This window comes from Arthrobacter sp. NamB2 (genome assembly GCF_005281365.1).
In the GTDB taxonomy this organism is placed as follows: Bacteria; Actinomycetota; Actinomycetes; order Actinomycetales; family Micrococcaceae; genus Arthrobacter_D.
In genome coordinates this window covers 261,781-279,523 of the sequence record NZ_SZWI01000002.1, presented here as the reverse complement: position 1 = coordinate 279,523, position 17,743 = coordinate 261,781, and the positions used below count along the sequence as shown (strand labels likewise).

General features: G+C 64.7%; 13 protein-coding genes. 5 read left to right on the top strand and 8 right to left on the bottom strand.

Features of this window, described 5'->3' with window-relative positions; genetic code table 11:
• Positions 1 to 79: 79 nt before the first annotated feature.
• From FDK12_RS04960 to FDK12_RS04935, 6 genes are all read right to left on the bottom strand, one after another.
• Entirely contained in the window at positions 80 to 1,747 is a 1,668-nt protein-coding gene (locus tag FDK12_RS04960; protein WP_137368520.1) for a formate--tetrahydrofolate ligase, read from the bottom strand.
• Between the two features lie 26 nt (positions 1,748 to 1,773).
• Complete coding sequence (locus FDK12_RS04955; protein WP_137368519.1) at positions 1,774 to 2,544, bottom strand: phosphatase; 771 nt, start codon at positions 2,542 to 2,544, stop codon at positions 1,774 to 1,776.
• Positions 2,545 to 2,575: 31 nt separating this feature from the next.
• Complete coding sequence (mshA, locus tag FDK12_RS04950; RefSeq protein WP_137368518.1) at positions 2,576 to 3,823, bottom strand: D-inositol-3-phosphate glycosyltransferase; 1,248 nt, start codon at positions 3,821 to 3,823, stop codon at positions 2,576 to 2,578.
• Between the two features lie 214 nt (positions 3,824 to 4,037).
• Entirely contained in the window at positions 4,038 to 4,271 is a 234-nt protein-coding gene (locus FDK12_RS04945) for a hypothetical protein (RefSeq protein WP_137368517.1), read from the bottom strand.
• Between the two features lie 529 nt (positions 4,272 to 4,800).
• A complete protein-coding gene (locus tag FDK12_RS04940; RefSeq protein WP_223263095.1) occupies positions 4,801 to 5,451 on the bottom strand; it encodes a histidine phosphatase family protein in 651 nt (216 codons plus the stop codon).
• Positions 5,448 to 6,893 carry a CCA tRNA nucleotidyltransferase gene (locus FDK12_RS04935; protein WP_137368516.1) on the bottom strand — a complete coding sequence of 482 codons (1,446 nt, stop codon included), beginning with the start codon at positions 6,891 to 6,893 and terminating at the stop codon, positions 5,448 to 5,450. The genes FDK12_RS04940 and FDK12_RS04935 overlap by 4 nt, the downstream gene beginning before the upstream one ends.
• A gap of 130 nt (positions 6,894 to 7,023) precedes the next feature.
• Here FDK12_RS04935 and FDK12_RS04930 point away from each other — a divergent pair, with 130 nt between their 5' ends.
• The 5 genes from FDK12_RS04930 (at position 7,024) to trxA (ending at position 12,556) form a co-directional block, all read left to right on the top strand.
• Complete coding sequence (locus FDK12_RS04930) at positions 7,024 to 7,554, top strand: NUDIX hydrolase (protein WP_137368515.1); 531 nt, start codon at positions 7,024 to 7,026, stop codon at positions 7,552 to 7,554.
• A gap of 58 nt (positions 7,555 to 7,612) precedes the next feature.
• Positions 7,613 to 9,340, top strand: a complete 1,728-nt coding sequence (gene murJ, locus FDK12_RS04925; protein ID WP_137368514.1) for a murein biosynthesis integral membrane protein MurJ — start codon at positions 7,613 to 7,615, stop codon at positions 9,338 to 9,340.
• A 73-nt stretch (positions 9,341 to 9,413) separates the two neighbouring features.
• A complete protein-coding gene (locus tag FDK12_RS04920; protein ID WP_137368513.1) occupies positions 9,414 to 10,973 on the top strand; it encodes an ABC transporter substrate-binding protein in 1,560 nt (519 codons plus the stop codon).
• A 208-nt stretch (positions 10,974 to 11,181) separates the two neighbouring features.
• Complete coding sequence (trxB, locus tag FDK12_RS04915) at positions 11,182 to 12,201, top strand: thioredoxin-disulfide reductase (RefSeq protein ID WP_223263133.1); 1,020 nt, start codon at positions 11,182 to 11,184, stop codon at positions 12,199 to 12,201.
• A 28-nt stretch (positions 12,202 to 12,229) separates the two neighbouring features.
• Complete coding sequence (gene trxA / locus FDK12_RS04910) at positions 12,230 to 12,556, top strand: thioredoxin (RefSeq protein ID WP_137368511.1); 327 nt, start codon at positions 12,230 to 12,232, stop codon at positions 12,554 to 12,556.
• A 2,510-nt stretch (positions 12,557 to 15,066) separates the two neighbouring features.
• On the opposite strand, the gene FDK12_RS04905 is transcribed toward trxA, so the two are convergent.
• Together FDK12_RS04905 and FDK12_RS04900 are read right to left on the bottom strand one after the other, a co-directional pair.
• Entirely contained in the window at positions 15,067 to 16,134 is a 1,068-nt protein-coding gene (locus tag FDK12_RS04905) for a ParB/RepB/Spo0J family partition protein (RefSeq protein ID WP_317616712.1), read from the bottom strand.
• Positions 16,135 to 16,616: 482 nt separating this feature from the next.
• Positions 16,617 to 17,507, bottom strand: a complete 891-nt coding sequence (locus FDK12_RS04900) for a ParA family protein (RefSeq protein WP_137368796.1) — start codon at positions 17,505 to 17,507, stop codon at positions 16,617 to 16,619.
• Between the last annotated feature and the right edge of the window lie 236 nt (positions 17,508 to 17,743).

Here is a 17,743-nt window from a genome sequence, read left to right as displayed (position 1 = left end):
GCTGGGACGCATCGCCGTCCCGGCCCTTCTGCGTGCTGACGCCGATCACGGCGGACACCACCGCCGCCGTCGGGCAGAGCTAGAACAATCCGACGGCGTTTCCCTCTGCGTCGACGTCCATCTGCAGCGCGGCCGGCTCCTTCGGCAGGCCCGGCATGGTCATGACCGACCCGGTCAGGGCCACGATGAATCCTGCGCCCGTCTTCGGGATGAGATCCCTCACGTGGACCGTGAAGCCCTTCGGCGCTCCGAGCAGGCTCGCGTCGTCGGAGAAGGAATACTGCGTCTTCGCCATGCAGACGGGAAGACCTGACCACCCGTTGTCCTCGATCTCCTTCAACCGTCTCAGCGCCGGAACGGAGAACTCGACGCCGTCGGCGCCGTAGATCTCCTGCACGATCGTCCGGATCTTGTCCTCGATCGAGAGATCGAGCGGGTAGAGGTGCGAGAAGCGGACGGGCTGTTCGAGAGCAGCGAGGACTCTGGCCGCGAGTTCGTCGCCGCCCGGTCCCCCACCGCCCTGCCCCCAGACATCGGCGACCGCCGCATCGATTCCCTCCGCCGTGCACCAGGATTCCAACCAGTCGAGTTCCTCCTGCGTGTCCGTGCCGAACCGGTTGATGGCCACGACGGGTGGAATACCGAACTTCTCCACATTGCGCACGTGCCGGAGCAGGTTGGCCGCACCACGTCCGACCGCTTCGACGTCGGGGGCGGCGAGGTCGGCCTTCGCGACCCCGCCGTGCATCTTCAGGGCGCGGATCGTCGCAACGATGACGACCGCGTCGGGAGCAAGGTCGGCAGCCCGCGCCTTGATGTTCATGAACTTCTCCGCGCCGAGATCCGCCCCGAAGCCCGCCTCAGTGACCACGATGTCGGCCAACTGCCGGGCAGTCCTGGTAGCGATCACCGAGTTGCAACCGTGGGCGATGTTGGCGAACGGACCGCCGTGGACGAGGGCTGGAGTACCCGCGATGGTCTGCACCAGGTTCGGTTTGATGGCGTCCCGGAGCAACAGGGCGAGCGCGCCCTCGACCCTCAGTTCGCCCACCGTGACGGGCCTGCGTTCATACGTGTACCCGAAGGTAATCGCGGCCAGCCGTTCCTTCAGGTCATCGAGATCCCGGGCGAGGCAGAAGACAGCCATGATCTCGGACGCGACCGTGATGTCGAAACCGTCCTGGCGCGGCGTGCCCTGCGCGGGCCCCCCGAGCCCGACGACCACTTCGCGGAGGGCCCTGTCATTGACGTCGAGTACCCGCTTGAACGTGATCCGCCGCGGGTCGATGCCGAGTTCGTTGCCCTGGTGGATGTGATTGTCGATCAGCGCAGCGAGAGCGTTGTTGGCTGACGTGATCGCATGGAAGTCGCCGGTGAAATGCAGGTTGATCTCGTCCATCGGCAGCACCTGCGAATACCCGCCGCCCGTCGCACCGCCCTTCATCCCCAACACGGGTCCGAGCGAGGGCTCGCGCAGGGCGATCATGACGCGCTGCCCGGCACGGGCCAGCGAGTCCGCGAGGCCCACGGTGCAGGTGGACTTCCCTTCTCCCGCGGGTGTGGGACTCATGGCACTGACCAGGACCACCTTTCCCGGGATCCGGCCATCGTCCGGCAGAAGGCGGGGATCGATCTTCGCCTTGAAGCGCCCATGCAGTTCGAGCGCCTCCCGCGGGATACCCGCGGCGTCGGCAATGTCCCCGATGGGCCTGACCGCGGCAGCGCGGGCAATCTCGAGATCGCTCATGGGGAAAACCTACCAGCGCTCCGGGATCAGGGGCGGGGCAGACCGGCGCGCTCGAGGACGTACGCGATGAGCGGCTCGTACAGGCCCGGACACACGTTGTCGTCGAGCGGCACGGCGACGTCCACCTGTCCCTGCGCTTCCGAGACGAACAATCCCGGATCGTTGCAGTCGGCGAACCCAATGGTCGGGATGCCCGAGCTGGCAGCCTGCCCGGCCCACCCGTGATCCGCCACCACGAGGTCGGGCAACCCCTGTCCGGCCTCGGCGAGCGTCTCGAGACTGAGGCGCATGGGCTCTGGGAAGTGCGTGTGCATGAGCCCGCCGTGCTGATGCCACACGAGGACGCCGAAGACCTGCCGGATGTCGCCGGCACCGAAGCGCCGGCCCTCCCGGACGCTCACCACCGTGGCACCGACGGCGGCGACCGCACGTGCGAAGGCCGCGTGGACGGGCAGCAGGCCGGCCGGATGGCCCGTCGCGAAGAGTATCCGCTCACCACGACGGGCCGAGGAACCCAGCCGGTCGGCGAATCGGTCGAGGGCAGCCACGCACTTGCCGGCGTCGATCGTGTCCTGGCCCTCGGTATGGCTGCGGTCCGCGCTCGTTCCCACGCGCTCGTGCATCAGGTCGAAGACGTCATCGTACGTCCACTCCCTTGTGCGGGTGACGCCGAACTCGAGGTGTTCGTTCCCCTCCAGGAACAGCTGCATGTGCCTGAGGTTGTCCTGCCGGGGAGTGGCAACCTGGCCGGTGATGCGGACGGAATCGAGGTACTCGGCGAGCTCGGTCGGGTTCACCTTCCCATCCTAGGGGCCCTGCGGGCGTGCCTCAGTGTGCGGTGGCGGCGGAGAAGCGCTCGACGGCTGTGCGGTAGCTCTGGGCTGTCAGCAGGGCAGTGCGCTGCCAACCGAAGGCGAGCGCATGGGTCGCGGCCGCCCGGCCGAGATTCTTCCGGAGGGGGACGTCGTCGTACAGGCGTTCGAGGGCGGCCGCCCAGCCCGTCGCCGAGTGACCATCCACCAGGAGCCCGGTGCGTCCATCGCTGATCGCCTGCGGGAGGCCTCCGACGTTGGCAGCCACGACGGGTGTGCCGCAGGCCTGCGCCTCGAGCGCCACGAGCCCGAAGGACTCACTGAAGGAGGGCATGACGACGGCGTCGGCTGACCTGAACCACTGGGCCAGCCGCGCTGCCGTGACGGGCGGGTAGAGCCGGATGTCATCGGAGAGACTTTCAGCATCGATGAGGGGCTGCAGTGCGAGGGCCTCCGAACCGCTGCCCGACCCGAGGATGCTCACGTCGAGCGGGATGTCCGGTCTGCGGTGGCGGAGTTCCGCCGCAGCTGCCACCAGCACCTGCGGGCCCTTGAGCTTCTGGATTCGGCCGGCGAACACCACGTGGAACCGTTCCGGGGGGAAGGCGAGCGCAGCGCGGGCCGCAGCGCGGTCACCCGGATGGAAGGTCGAGAGATCGACTCCCGGGGCCACCACGTCGACGCGATCCGCGACCGCCCCGTAGAGGGAGACCAACTCGGAGGCCTCGGTACGGGTGTTGGCGATGAGGCGTGCCGCGCCGGCCACGATCTCCTGCTCGCCGGCGATCCTCTCGCCCGGCTCCGGGGAGCCGAGCGCCTTCATGTGCAGGTTCTTGACCTTCGCCATCGTGTGCATGGAGTGGACCAGGGGCAGGCGCATCTCCCGGCTGAGGGTGAGCCCGACGGTGCCGGAGACCCAGTAGTGGGAGTGCAGGACGTCGAAATGTCCATCGGCGAGGGCATCGGCGACGTCGGTGATCGCATCGGCGAACGTATTCCTCAGGCCCGGCAGGGCTTCCTTCGGGATCCGGTGACGGGGCCCGGCATCGAGGTGATGCACAATCACACCGTCACCCAGCACCTCCCGGCGGGGGCGTCCCTCGCCGGCCTCGCGCGTGAAGATCTCGACGTCTATGCCTACCCTGGCCAATTCGAGCGCGGCGCTCCTGACATAGACATTCATGCCTCCCGCGTCGCCCGCACCGGGCTGCTCGAGCGGCGAGGTATGGAGGGACAGCATGGCCACGCGCCTGACGCCGGACACACCCTCTCCCTTCCGACGGGCCGACGGATGGCCCGGTCGATTGACCCCATGACCCTATAACGCGATGTTCCCGCCCCACATTCCGGACGCCGCCCCGAGCAGACTGCCCCTCTCCCGGCCACCGGAGGGCGCAGGGCCGATGACGAGCCAGGACCGCTGACCTGATCGCTGGCGACTGTCTCGGCCAGTGCGACGTTCATCGATGCACGGCGTCCTACTTGATGAACATGGTGTGGTGGGGATCCCGGAATCGATGGCAGTCGTCCCATGGACCACGGGACGGACTGGACAGGATCCGGCCCCAGAACGACAGCCCGCGACGCCACCTCTTCAGCATGCGCTGCACCTTCTTCCTGCGGTGGAATCCGGGCATGGCGGTGGCAGGGGTAGCTGGGTCGTCCTGCACTGTCCCGGTGTCCTGCAGGGAGGGTGTCAGTGATCCGCTCATGATGAATTCCCCCTGCACGGACCCCCTACCGGCGGGAGGAGGTTTAGTGGTGGGGGACATCGCTGACGGTTCGGTGAATTGGGCAGGAATGCCCCGTGAATTGGACATGACAAACTCTCAGTGGATGGTGAAGGGCACGATGAAGCCCAGGAAAAGGCAATTCCTGAAAAGGAAAGGCCGCAAGAATCACGGAAGGAAGTCGCGCACGGGCGCGGGGTGATGGGTGGATCAGCCGGCTGGAGCCGGTGCGCTGACTTCCTAGTGCGAACGGATGACGAAGGCGGGATTGGCGCCGCGGGCAAAGGCTCCGCTGAGCATGGTATTCACAATCTCCACCTCCATTTCGCTGAGTGCACCTACTGATGTCCAGCCACGACGTTCCCGAGATGATCGGTTGGGAAGGCCCAATGGCATGTAGATAAAGCTACCTCATGAAATGCTGATCGGCATAGCCCACGGAAAAATTTGCCGATGGATTCTCCCTCGACGGGACTTTGCGTGCAATTTCGTACAACCGGTTCGGAGCCGGCTACAAATTCCAGTGCACGATCGCGGGGGTGCGCTTGTCCCACCCGAGGGCGCAGACCGCGGCTGTGCCGAGGACGAACCGCCTCCCTTCGATCCCGCCGAACTGCAGCCAGCGAGCCGCGACGATCCGAAGGAAATGACCGTGGGCGACGAGCAGGGCGTTCTGCACGGGCTGCGCCTCGGGATCCCTGTCGGCAGGCGTGCCGCACCCGGCCTGCACCCGCGCGATGACACGGTCCGCCCGCTCGGACACCTGGTCGAGGGTCTCGCCGTGCGGGGCGCCGTCGTTCCAGATCAGGTAGCCCGGGTTCTCCTCACGGACTGTCGCACTGTTCCTGCCCTCGTTGTCCCCGTAGTCCCATTCGTGGGCGAACGGGAGTACCTCCGCGTCGGGAAACCCTGCCAGTTCGGCCGTACGGACCGCGCGCTGCAGGGGCGAGGTGACCACGAGATCGAACTCGACGTCCTGGAGGTGCTCGCGGGCCGCCAGCGCCTGCTGCTCGCCGTGCCGGGTCAGCGGAAGATCCGTCAGCCCGGTGTAGCGCCCGTCCCTCGACCACTCCGTCTCGCCGTGCCGCAGCAGCCACAGCCTGGGCAGCGGTGTCCCGGCCGGAGTGAGATCCGGCGCTGCTGCGCCTGTCATGGGCTTCATGGTGTGCTCTCCTGTGACTCGGGCTGCTCGGTCCACCACTGGCGGAGCTTGGTCTCGGCGTCGGCGGGGTCATGGGGTCCGTGCTCCATGCGTTCCTCGAGGAGGTACCGGTAGGCGCGGCCCACCACCGGGCCGGGGCGGATGCCGAGGAGTGCCATGATCTGTTCCCCGTCCAGGTCCGGCCGGATCTGAGCCAGCTCCTCCTGCTCGGCGAGATCGGCGATCCTGGCCTCGAGATCGTCGTAGGCGAAGGCGAGACGCTCGGCCTTGCGTCGATTGCGCGTCGTGACATCCGAGCGCGTGAGGCGGTGCAGGCGCTCGAGCAGGGGGCCGGCGTCGTTCACGTAGCGCCGCACGGCGGAGTCGCTCCAGCCTGCCTCTCCGTAGCCGTAGAAACGCATGTGCAGCTCCACGAGGCGAGCCACGGCCTTGATGGTGTCGTTGTCGAAGCGCAGGGCCCGCAGCCGCTTGGCTGCCAGCTTGGCGCCGACGGCATCGTGGTGACGGAAACTGACCGCACCGCCGGGTTCGAACTTCCGCGTCGCGGGCTTGCCGATGTCGTGCAGCAGCGCGGCGAAGCGCAGGACGACGTCGGGCGCAGGTACCGGGCCGTCGTCGTCCGTCTCGAGCTCGCACGCCTGGCGCAGGACGGTCAGCGAATGCTGGTAGACGTCCTTGTGTCGGTGGTGCTCGTCCGTCTCGAGGCGCAGCGCCGCGACCTCCGGCAGCACATGATCGGCAAGTCCGGTGTCCACCAGAACGTCGATCCCGGCGTCGGGCGACCGCCCCTGGATGAGCTTCACGAGTTCGTCCCGGACGCGTTCCGCGGAGATGATCGAGATGCGCTCGGCCATCGCCGTCATCGCCTCCGATACGTCGGGCGCGACGGCGACCCCCAGCTGGGAGACGAAACGCGCCGCGCGCATCATCCGCAGTGGATCGTCGGAGAAGGACGACGACGGAGTTCCCGGGGTGCGCAGCATCCCGGCGTGCAGGTCCCTGACACCGCCGAACAGATCGACGAGTTCGAGCGACGGCAACCGCAGCGCCATGGCGTTGATCGTGAAATCACGGCGAAAGAGATCGTCCTCGAGACTCGTTCCGAAGGCGACCGTCGGGTTCCTGGACTCCGGGTCGTAGGCTTCGGCGCGGTAGGTCGTGATCTCGATCTGGAACCCGTCCTTCCGCAGCCCGATGGTGCCGAAGGCCCGGCCGATCTCCCAGTAGGCATCGGCCCAGCGCCTGATGACGGCGAGGGTCTGGTCGGGGTCGGCGCTCGTCGTGAAATCGAGGTCGGGCGAGACCCTGCCGAGGAACAGGTCCCTCACCGGCCCGCCGACGAGGGAGAGCTCATGGCCCGCTGCATCGAAGAGCTCACCGACCTCGAGGACTACGGGAGGGAGGGGTGCGGTAAGGGTCGAAGTGTCCAGCAGGTGCGCCATAGTCCCTTAAGGGTGCCAGATCAGCCCGTGTTTCCCACACCGGTGCCGGCCCCCGCGGCTGGTACACAGGCCGGTGCGCAGCGCGTCGCACCGTCATCGCCGCTCCTTAAAGATCGTTAGAGTGGTCTCCATGGACCGACCCGTTCCAAGTGCTCCAAAGCGCACCCCGTTGACAGTGTCAATGGGAACCACGGGTATGCCTGCCGTGCAGCACCAGCTGCCCACGGTGGAGGAGGTCTCGGCTGGTGGGATCGTCGTCGACACCACGAAGGACTCCCTGGACGTCGCCATCATCGCTCGTCTGAACCGCGGCGGCCGCCTGGAATGGTGCCTGCCCAAGGGCCACCCGGAGGGCGTCGAGAACAGCGAAGAGGCAGCCATCCGTGAGATCGCGGAGGAAACCGGGATCGAGGGGCGGATAGTCTCCGCCCTCGGCAGCATCGATTACTGGTTCACCGTCAGCGGTCACCGCGTCCACAAGACGGTGCACCACTTCCTGCTGATCGCCACCGGCGGTTACCTCACCATCGAGAACGATCCGGACCACGAAGCCGTCGACGTCGCCTGGGTCCCTCTCCAGGAACTGGGCCGCCGCCTGTCCTTCCCCAACGAACGCCGCATCGCCGACCTTGCGCGCGAGGTCCTGCCCGAGCACCTCTGAGCCACTCGCCGAGGGCGCGGACGTCGTCGTCGTTCCTCGGGTGAGACGATGGGGAGCGATGTCTGAAACGAACACAGCCTCGATACCACTGCAGGATGCCGGGCAGCCCCTACGGGAGACCCGCCCTACCCCGAGCAGCGGTTCCACCGCACGCTCGAGCGCGATCATGGCCGCCGGGACGCTGGTCTCGCGGATCCTCGGCCTGGTCCGCGTGGGACTGCTCGCCACCGCGATCGGAGCCTCGGGGCAGGTCTCGGACCTCTTCACCTCCGCGAACAACCTTCCCAACTTCATCTACCTCATGCTGGCCGGCGGCGTGTTCAATGCTGTCCTGGTACCGCAGATCATCCGTGCGAGCAGGCAGCCCGACCGGGGCGCGGACTATGTCAGCAGACTGCTCACGCTCGCCGCCGCGGCCCTCCTCGTCCTCACGGTGCTCGTGACTCTCGCCGCTCCCGTCATCGTCGGGCTGACCACGAGCTTCACGGGAGCCAACCTCGCGCTCACCACCGCCTTCGCCTTCTGGTGCCTTCCGCAGATCTTCTTCTACGGCATGTACGCGGTGACAGGGCAGATCCTCAACGCCAACGGATCGTTCGGGCCGTACATGTGGGCGCCCGTCGTCAACAACCTGGTGTCCATCGCATTCCTGGTGGTCTTCATCATGCTCATGGGGACCGAGCAGGTGGAGCGGCACAGCCCGGAGACGTGGACGACGGAGCAGACGGTGCTGCTCGCCGGCGGGACCACGCTCGGCATCATCATCCAGGCGGTCGTGCTGTTCGTCCCGTTGAAGCGTCTGAACCTGGGCCTGCGGCCGAAATTCGGGGTCCGCGGCACCGGGCTCGGTCGGACCGGGAAGCTCGCCTCCGTCACGATCGTGACCATGCTGATCGGCAACGGCCTCTACCTCGTGAACCTGCGTGTGGCGACGATCGCCGCCGATGCCCGGCCGCGCCTTCTCGCCCAGGATCCACCGGTGCAGATCGCGGGCTCGACGAACCTCGAATTCGGGTCGATGGTGTACCAGCTCCCGCACGCGGTCATCGCGCTGTCCCTGGCGACGGTCATGTTCAACCAGCTGGCGTCCGCACATGCGGACGACAACCTCGCCGCCGTCCGGGCAACGCTGTCCCAGGGGTTGCGCATCATCGGTGTTGCCACCGTCTTCGGTGCTGCCGCGCTGCTCACCTTCGCCGGACCCCTGGGGATGCTCTTCAGCGAATCCGCCGAGGTCGCTGCCATCAACGGCGTGATCATCGCGATCCTCGCCGTAGGAGCGCCGTTCCTCAGTGCGAACTTCTTCCTCAATCGCGTCTTCTATGCCAGCGAGGACGTCAGGACCCCCCTCAAGATCCAGCTGATCCTGTCCGTCGTCGGGGTCGCATTCGCGCTCCTCGCCGCCATGTTCGATCCTCGGCTCATCGTGCCGATGCTCGCAGTGGCATACACGCTGGGCAACGTGATCGCCGTCGTCATCAGCCACGTCTTCCTCAAGCGCGCCATCGGATCCTATGGCGCCGGGCACGTCTTCGACGTCCACGTGCGGCTCATCATCGCGGGCCTGGTCTCGGCGCTCGCGGGGACGGCCCTGTCCTGGGCGTTCGGCGGATACGACGCCGGCGGGTACCTCTGGCAATCGAAACTTCATGCCCTCCTCGTCCTCGCGATCGGAGGAGTCCTGATGTCCGCCGTGTACCTGGGCATGCTCAAACTGCTCCGCATCACCGAACTGAGCGAGTTCCTGGAGCCGCTCATGGCGCGATTCCGCCGGAGCGCCGCCTGACGTCCCAGCCCGGGAAAGGCGTGACCGACCGGTAGCATGGTGAGAAATCAGCCAGGTTTGCCGGGAGGAACACGTGCCAGAAGCAGTAGACGTCGGTTCAGTGCTGGGGGGCCGCTACAAGGTGACCGCCTATGTGCTGGCATCTGCTGAGAAGGATCTCGTGCTCGACGGCGTCGACCAGGTGCTCAACCGCTCGGTGAGCATCCTCGTCGCATCAGCAGGGAATGCTTCCCAGGTAGCAACGAGTGCCCGTGAGCTGGCGACCGGCGACCGCAGCGGGAACATCCAGGTCCTCGACCTCGGGATCACCGAAGCGGGCACCTACCTGGTCACCAATCGGGCACCGGCTGCCGACATGCTCGACCTGATCGTGCAGCAGGACGCGCCCGCGCAGGAGGCGCCATATGTCGAGCCCTTCTTCACCGACACCCTCGGTTCGGAGATCTTCGGCCGCCCCCGGTCCATGGAACCCGAGACCTATGAGGACGACGACGACCAGTACGACGAGTACGACGACGAGCAGCCCCACCGGAAGTCACGCCTCTCCGGCCTGACGCGGCGATTCGGGCGCCAGAGGTCCGACCAGGAACGCCAGGACGACACATCCGATCTCCCACCCGTCGTGGCCTCGCCGGTGGCCGAGCCCCGCCGCACACCTCACCTCGTACCACCGCCGCCCAGCAGGAAACCGAGCGGTCCTCCGGCCGGGCAACCGTCCGGGCGCGACGGCGGACCCGAACAGGATGACGCGCGTCCCCTGCGCGCGGCAGCGGCAGCAGGAGCCGCAGGTGCCGGGGCAGCCGGCGCGGCATCCGCCATGGCGTCGCAGCAGCCCGAACGGGCGGCGTCCCGCTTTCCGCTGTCAGGACACCAGAGTGCGTCCGTTGGCACACAGCACCCTGATGGCCATGGCCGGAATGACGACGACGGCTACGGGGATGACTACGACGACACCGACACCGGGGGGCGCAGGTTCAGCCGCGTGCTGGTCGGCGTCGTCCTCACTATCGTGCTCGTGGTGGCTGTCGTCCTCGCGGCGACACAACTGGGAAAGATCTCCGGGGGAACCGACCTCGCGGGCGGCGGGACCGAGCAGGCCACGAGCGAGCCGGCGCCGGAGGAATCGGTGGCGCCGCCCACTCCCTCGGCAGAACCGACACCCGAAGCAGTACCACCCGTCGTCACCGGGATCACCCGGCTCGTTCCTGACAATCAGGCCCTCGACGCAGCGAACGACGTCAATCTGCCGCTCATCATCGACGGGAATCCCGCCACGTTCTGGGGCAACCAGGTCTACGCCAGTGACACGTTCGGCGGGCTGGCCACGAACCTCGCTCTCGTCGTCGAGCTCGAGCAGCAATCCGCTGTGTCTCGCGTCACTATCGATCAGCTCAACGGGGCAGGGGGCGGCTTCTCCGTCCTGGTGAACGACCAGCCAACCCTCGACGGCGCTGTCCAGATCGCGCAGGGAAGCTTCACCGCACCCACGGTCACCCTGCCTATCCCCGCCGGCACCGACGGTCCCGCGAGCGGTCGCTACGTCATCGTCAACATCACCCGATTGCCACGGCTCTCCAATATCCAGGCCCAGTATCCGTTCGGCCTCAGGATCGCGGAGATCCGCATCGAATAGATGCAGTGAGGCAGCGCCCCCGCCCAGCGGGGCCGCGCAATCGCACAGGTGACGGACACACCGGGGCGACGGAATAACATCCCTCGTGCGCCCGTTGACGGAAGTGTCCGCGGATATGTCCAGCTCGGCCGTATCAGCGCATGAAAAGACAGAAAGGTCTTTCGAGAACGTGACAACGCAAACCGGTGTCCAGCTGGACACGCCTACAATCAATGGCTCTGCTAGCGAGCAGAAGATCCATGACGTCATCATCGTGGGCTCCGGGCCGTCGGGCTACACCGCTGCGGTGTACACCGCACGCGCAAACCTGAAGCCGGTCATGCTCGCCAGTTCGGTGAAGGCCGGCGGCGAACTCATGAACACCACCGATGTCGAGAACTTCCCCGGATTCCCTGAAGGCGTCATGGGACCGGAACTCATGGAACAGTTCGAGAAGCAGGCGCGTCGCTTCGGTACCGAGATCCTCTTCGAGGACGTGGTGACCGCCGAGCTGTCGGGTGAGATCAAGAAACTCACCATCGCGACAGGCGAGGAGTTCCTGGCCCGCGCGGTCATCATCTCGACCGGCTCGGAGTACCGCGAGATCGGCCTCGACGACGAGAAGCGGCTGTCGGGTCGCGGGGTCAGCTGGTGTGCAACCTGTGACGGTTTCTTCTTCCGCGACCAGGACATCGCCGTCGTGGGCGGTGGGGACTCAGCCATGGAAGAAGCACTCTTCCTGACGAAGTTTGCCCGCTCGGTCACGGTCATCCACCGTCGCGACAGCCTTCGTGCCTCTAAGATCATGCAGGATCGCGCCTTCGCCCACGACAAGATCCGGTTTCTCTGGAATTCCGAGGTCGTGGGTATCCACGGCACGGACAAGGTGACCGGCGTGAAGGTGGCGAGCACAGTCGACGGAACGACCAGCGATCTCGACGTGACAGGCATCTTCGTCGCCATCGGCAACGACCCGAGGGTCGATCTCGTGAAGGATCAGCTGGAACTCACGAGCGAAGGCACCATCGCGGTGCTGGGCCGCACGTCCAAGACTTCGCTGCCCGGCGTCTTCGCGGCCGGGGACGTGATCGATCCGACCTATCGCCAGGCTATTACCGCCTCCGGTAGCGGCTGCGTAGCAGCCCTGGATGTCGAGCACTATCTGGCTGACACGGTGAGCGCAGCACAGACGGCTGCCCGGGTGCCCACCCCGCCGGCTGAAGCCGTCTCCGAAACTGCTTCCCTCTGATTGATCATCAACTACAAGGAGAACTCGAATGAGCAACGCAAAGGATGTGACTGACGCGTCCTTCGACGCGGACGTCCTCAAGGCCAGCAAGCCTGTCATCGTCGACTTCTGGGCTGAGTGGTGCGGCCCTTGTCGCATGCTCTCCCCGATCCTCGACGACATCGCGACGGAACACTCGGAGAAGGTCGACGTCGTCAAGGTGAACGTCGACGACAACCCCGCAATCGCCGCCAAGTACGGCATCACCTCGATCCCCGCGGTCTACGTGTTCCAGGGTGGAGAGGTGGCGGCCACGTCGATCGGGGCGAAGCCCAAGCACGTACTCGAGCAGGAGTTCGCCGCCTTCATCAACTGAAGACGATGAAAAGGGGCCCGTCGGTATCGACGGGCCCATTTTCATGTCTCAGAATCGTTTGGAGACCGCCAGTAGGTATGATTCGCTCGTGTACCGGCGCTGTTGAAAACACGCCGGCAATCATGACCGATCCAGGGAGCCCTCATTCCTGCGTACGCGCAGAACATCAGGGTAAACCTGCTGCACGCCTTGGTGTTCCTTCTGTTCTTGTCTCTCGCATAATGGATGGACTGCTATCGGCACGGCCTTCGGATGCGGTCGTTTCACGTGAAACGGAGTGGGGCAAGTGCGGTGTTGATTCTTCTGTGCAATGCTCCAAGTAGAAGGTGCAGCCGCGAGGCCTGGTTCGAACTTACGCCCTCTTCTGGCCGCCGCCTCTCGCCCCAGCTCACATAGCAGGGCCTCACAGGGCCGCGTTCACCCCCTTGGAACCGCACCGTCGACCTTGGAAACGCACCGTCGACCGGACGGCCCTTGGCGTACCTCCGGACAGCCGCGTCTCGCGGACCCGTGGGGCAACCGCCCGTATGGCTGTTCTGCAGTTCTTCCTGACTGCCGCGCCCAGCCCTTGGGGACCGCTGCTCCTTGACGCCGTGGCGAATTAGGGTGCAAGGACAGCAGGCGAGCCCCGTCCAAAGGCTGGAGGAGTCAAAGGATAGTCAGCGCCGATTCTGAAAGCATCTGCTCTAAGAGCGCCCTGCCTGATCTCCTCGGCCTCGGCCTGTGCTCCAAAATCGCCGTGGCCGCTTGTGACGACGCAACCGGAACGGATGAAAGAAGGTTCGACAATTCGTGGGAGTGGGAAACTCCGGCTATCGGCACGACACCGGCCGCAGCGCCTTCAAGAGCACAGGGATCATCACGGCTGCTGCGAGAGCCATAATGACCTGCGGAGCTGCTGTGATAGCGGTCGCACTGCTATTGCAAGACACGCCTCCTTCCGGGTTGCGGTGTTTCACGTGGAACGAACCGGTGAACGCGAGACGAGTACCGGGACCAGTCGCGGAGGCTCTGGCAGACCTGCGCTCGAGTCGGTGTTTCGACTACTCGGGGCCTTCAGCAGGAATGCCTTCTCGCCGATCGCGATAGTGCTGCATCAAATGCAGCTAGTAGTAACGCCGGTCCAAAGCTGTAGTGCGGTTCTGTCGCCACCCGGCCGGACGGGAGTACACCGCGCTCCTTGCATTCTCACCTCCTGGCCGGAGTACCTCCGAAAGGTGCACACGTCGATCGAGGGGCTCGAAGGGGTATCTGCTTCAGGAAGCAGCCTGACGAGACAAACCGCTCTGTTCAGCCTGCTTCCAGTTATGGCCGGATTTCGCTAGCTGTTCCACACGATCCCTATGCGCCAGGCGCGTGCGCAAGGCCCGAATCAAACCCTCATGTTCCACGTGAAACACTTCTATGCGCTTTGCGCATCGGGGACGCTTCAAAGATTCGCCCAGGCGACCACCGTCTCGGATAAGGCTACCGCCGCCCCTCAGCCCGGACGCGGTCCAGGGCTCGGACTAGGACTCGGACGAGAACTCGAAGTCAGACTCGGATTGATGAGCCGCGTTGGCAGGAGAAGCCCTCATTCGCTTGAGTTGCGGCGAAGGTCGAGGATGGCAGCACATACCCTCCGCTTGGTTAATTCAGCGCCCATCTCACGGAGGAGGGGTGCGCCACCATCTCAATTCGATGGCGCAAACAACTCGTAGACACCGACGCTTCGCCACCTCGGATCAGGGCTGCTGACTTCTACGGAGTTCGCTATCCCAGCTGCCCGACGAAGCGAAGCCAGCAACCGGCGCGGAACCTCGGCGCGAACAGTCTCGTACGTATACGCAGGTCACCCACAGACCCCAAGTGATGGGACAACGTGGGGAACGCAGACGCGGCAGTGCATAAATACGGGTCCCCAGGACATCGAGGGTCAATGGTGAGATACAGGCCATCATTCGTGGCATGAGTGCCTACTCATCAAATCGCTACCGCAGAGACAAAACTTCTGCAGCGCCATGAGACAGACAGAGCGGATGGCTTGCCAGCGGACCCGATGAACCCAGAAAGCGGCACCTGCTGGCAATTTCGTGCGAGTACCGTTCCACGTGGAACCAGCCCTCCACCTGGCGCAACTCCCTGCTCCTATCATCTGCATCGAGCTGAAGAGCAGCGCTCTGTCTGAACATCAGCGCGAGGGCTCCAATAATTCAACTGTCCTAGCAACCGAGCGCTTGGTGAGGACAGTAGAGCTCAGCACGCACACGCTCGCGACCGATGACTCCCGGGGCCTATGGCTTTCAGGGATCCCGCTGTTCTAGGCTATAGCATCGGTTTGCTCCGCAGGACGGCTCACCAGACGTCAGGCTCGAGTTGCAACCACCCGGGCATCACCCTCCCTCCAGTAAGAGGTGTCTGCCGAACGACGAAAGCTCGACCGATCCGGCTAACTAGGCGAGCCACTAACGTCGAACGTCGCCTAGCGTTCCACATGCAACATCCTTGCCCTGCTGAGGCATTACGCGCCGCTACTCAGAAGTGGGCGACAGAACTCCCACGATTCGGTTCAAATCATCGACGCTAGCGAACTCGATGCTCACTCGTCCCTTTTTGGCTCCCAAGGTGATCTTCACATTGGTGTCCAATCGGTCTGACAGCGATGTTGCCAGGTAGTCGAGACGCTCGTGACGAGCACCATCGCGAGGAGCGGAGGGCTTGCTGGCCCTTCGGAGTCCACCGCTCAGGGCTACGATCTCTTCCGTCGATCGAACGGACAGGCCCTCCGAGACAATCCTCTGAGCAAGCTTCTCCATCTCTGCGGGCTCACCGAGGCCGAGCAGGGCACGCGCGTGGCCCGCCGACAGAACGCCCGCTGCCACACGGCGTTGCACGAGTGGGGGCAGCTTCATCAAACGGAGGGTATTTGAGATTTGGGGACGTGAACGGCCAAGGCGACCCGCCAACTCGTCATGGGAGCAACCGAAGTCCTCGAGGAGCTGCTGATATGCGGCAGCTTCTTCCAACGGGTTGAGGGCGCTCCTGTGCAAGTTCTCAAGGAGGGCGTCGCGCAGCAGATCATCGTCGAGGGTGGATCGTATGATGGCCGGCACGTTCTCCATGCCCGCCTCACGAGAAGCGCGCCACCGCCGCTCACCCATTACGAGCTCGTACTTCGCATCACCGCCCTCCTGAGACGGACGTACGACAATCGGCTGCAGGACGCCGATCTCCCGGATCGAATGGACGAGCTCGGCTAGCTCATCCTCATTGAACTCGACACGAGGCTGCTTCCGATTCGGATGGATGCTGTCCAAGGGCAGGTCAGCGAAGGTCGCACCGGGTACATCAACGAGCGCGGCCTGGTCGCCTCGTGGCACGCTATCAAGCGGCGGGCGCGGCTCTGCTGTTGTCGTTTCACGTGAAACGGCATTGTCCTGATCACTTTCGACGGTGCTTCCAGAGGGATCACCCTTCGGAGTACCACCATGGGCGGCGGCACTCGTGTCTCCATCGGTAACGCTCGCATCGGGGTGAGCAACGGTGGTGTCAGGCTCGACGACACGACCGTCATCACCCGTCAGACCAGGAGAATCCATTGCGGGTACGGACGCGGCAGTGCCAGAGGCGCCCTTACCTACTACCGCATTGTTGGTACTCCGCGGAGTAGACGGAGCCTCTCCGCCGTCTGCGCCAGCAGTTTTGCGGGTACCTCGAGTCGCAGCTCTTTTCGATTGCGCAGCCGTGACATTCTTGTTGATTCCATTCCGCAATGCGGTGGAGTAGGAGCGAGGCTGCTCCGCCACGTCGTCCTCCGTGACGCGCTCGAAGAACAGGTCGACAGGGCGCCCGACAGGCTTGCGAGAGTCATCAGGGCCTCCACCAACGGACTTCGGCTGATCCTCCTCGGCGGGGAGAACCTCCGCTGTCTCGGAGACATCCTCAGCAGGGGCACTCGGGATCAGGGCTCCCAACCCTCGACCGAGTCCGCGCCGCTTTTCTGCCATGTCTTTCCTTCCACAGTGTGGAGCAAACCTCCACTGCTACATCGTGATGGTCCTTGGAGGACCGATAGTACTGACTACTGGGACCGAGAAGCGATCTCGGCCGCCGCTTCCTGGTAGGAGAGCGCACCGCTGGATGAGGGGTCATACGTCATCACGGTCTGCTGATAACTCGGGGCCTCGGAGATGCGCACGGACCGGGGTACAACAGCCTTCAACACCTGCTGCGGGAAATGCTCCCTGACTTCGGCCGCTACCTGTGCAGCCAGATTCGTCCGTCCGTCATACATCGTCAGAAGGATCGTGGAGACGGTGAGCTCTGCGTTGAGGTGCTTCTGAATCATCTCGATGTTCTTCAGCAACTGACTGAGACCCTCGAGCGCGTAGTACTCGCACTGGATCGGAATGAGCACTTCCTTGGCGGCGACGAACGCGTTGACCGTGAGAAGCCCAAGACTCGGCGGGCAGTCGATGAAGACGAAGTCCAGGCGTGGTTCGCCCTTTTCCTCGCGTTCCTTCGCATATACATCGATCGCTCGACGAAGGCGCTGCTCCCGCGCCACCAGCGACACCAGTTCGATCTCGGCACCGGCAAGGTGGATGGTTGCCGGAGCGCAGATCAGGTTCGGCACATCCGGGCAGGGAGCAACGACCTCACCGAGCGGTACGTCGTCGATCAGGACGTCATAGATGGAGTCCACGTCAGCGTAATGATCGATGTTGAGGGCAGTGGAGGCATTGCCCTGTGGATCAATGTCGATCACCAGCACGTGAAGCCCAGCACTCGCAAGTGCGGCGGCGATGTTCACCGTCGTGGTCGTCTTACCCACTCCACCCTTCTGGTTGCTGATGGTCATGATCCTGGTGTTCTTGGGCTTGGGAAGGGTCTTGCCGAGTAGCTTCTCCCGACGCCTTGCCTCACTTGCCAACTCCCGGCCGAGGGGTGATGAGTCGTCCATCGCTTCCATCACGCTTTTTCCCTTGCTCGGCCTACCCGCTGCCGGCGCCTTCCCGCCTGCTGCAGGCACCTCCGTGGTTTCACGTGAAACCACACCTGTATTCGCCGGGTCCGCAAACACGCCTGGTTGTATTTCTCGGAGACCGACGGCGAGCGGGGATCCTGCCACTCGGAAAGGCTCGGACTTCTTCGCGGGGGCGTCCTTGATGGTCACTCAGCAACTCACTCTCACATGCCAGACGTCAT

Excerpts from the sequence above, each read along its gene's own strand:
- FDK12_RS04905 (WP_317616712.1), bottom strand. The coding sequence starts at position 16,134 with ATGGATTCTCCTGGTCTGACGGGTGATGACGGTCGTGTCGTCGAGCCT.
- FDK12_RS04945 (WP_137368517.1), bottom strand. The coding sequence starts at position 4,271 with ATGAGCGGATCACTGACACCCTCCCTGCAGGACACCGGGACAGTGCAG.
- FDK12_RS04935 (WP_137368516.1), bottom strand. The coding sequence starts at position 6,893 with ATGGCGCACCTGCTGGACACTTCGACCCTTACCGCACCCCTCCCTCCC.
- FDK12_RS04960 (WP_137368520.1), bottom strand. The coding sequence starts at position 1,747 with ATGAGCGATCTCGAGATTGCCCGCGCTGCCGCGGTCAGGCCCATCGGG.
- FDK12_RS04930 (WP_137368515.1), top strand. The coding sequence starts at position 7,024 with ATGGACCGACCCGTTCCAAGTGCTCCAAAGCGCACCCCGTTGACAGTG.
- murJ (WP_137368514.1), top strand. The coding sequence starts at position 7,613 with ATGTCTGAAACGAACACAGCCTCGATACCACTGCAGGATGCCGGGCAG.
- FDK12_RS04940 (WP_223263095.1), bottom strand. The coding sequence starts at position 5,451 with ATGAAGCCCATGACAGGCGCAGCAGCGCCGGATCTCACTCCGGCCGGG.
- trxA (WP_137368511.1), top strand. The coding sequence starts at position 12,230 with ATGAGCAACGCAAAGGATGTGACTGACGCGTCCTTCGACGCGGACGTC.
- FDK12_RS04900 (WP_137368796.1), bottom strand. The coding sequence starts at position 17,507 with ATGGAAGCGATGGACGACTCATCACCCCTCGGCCGGGAGTTGGCAAGT.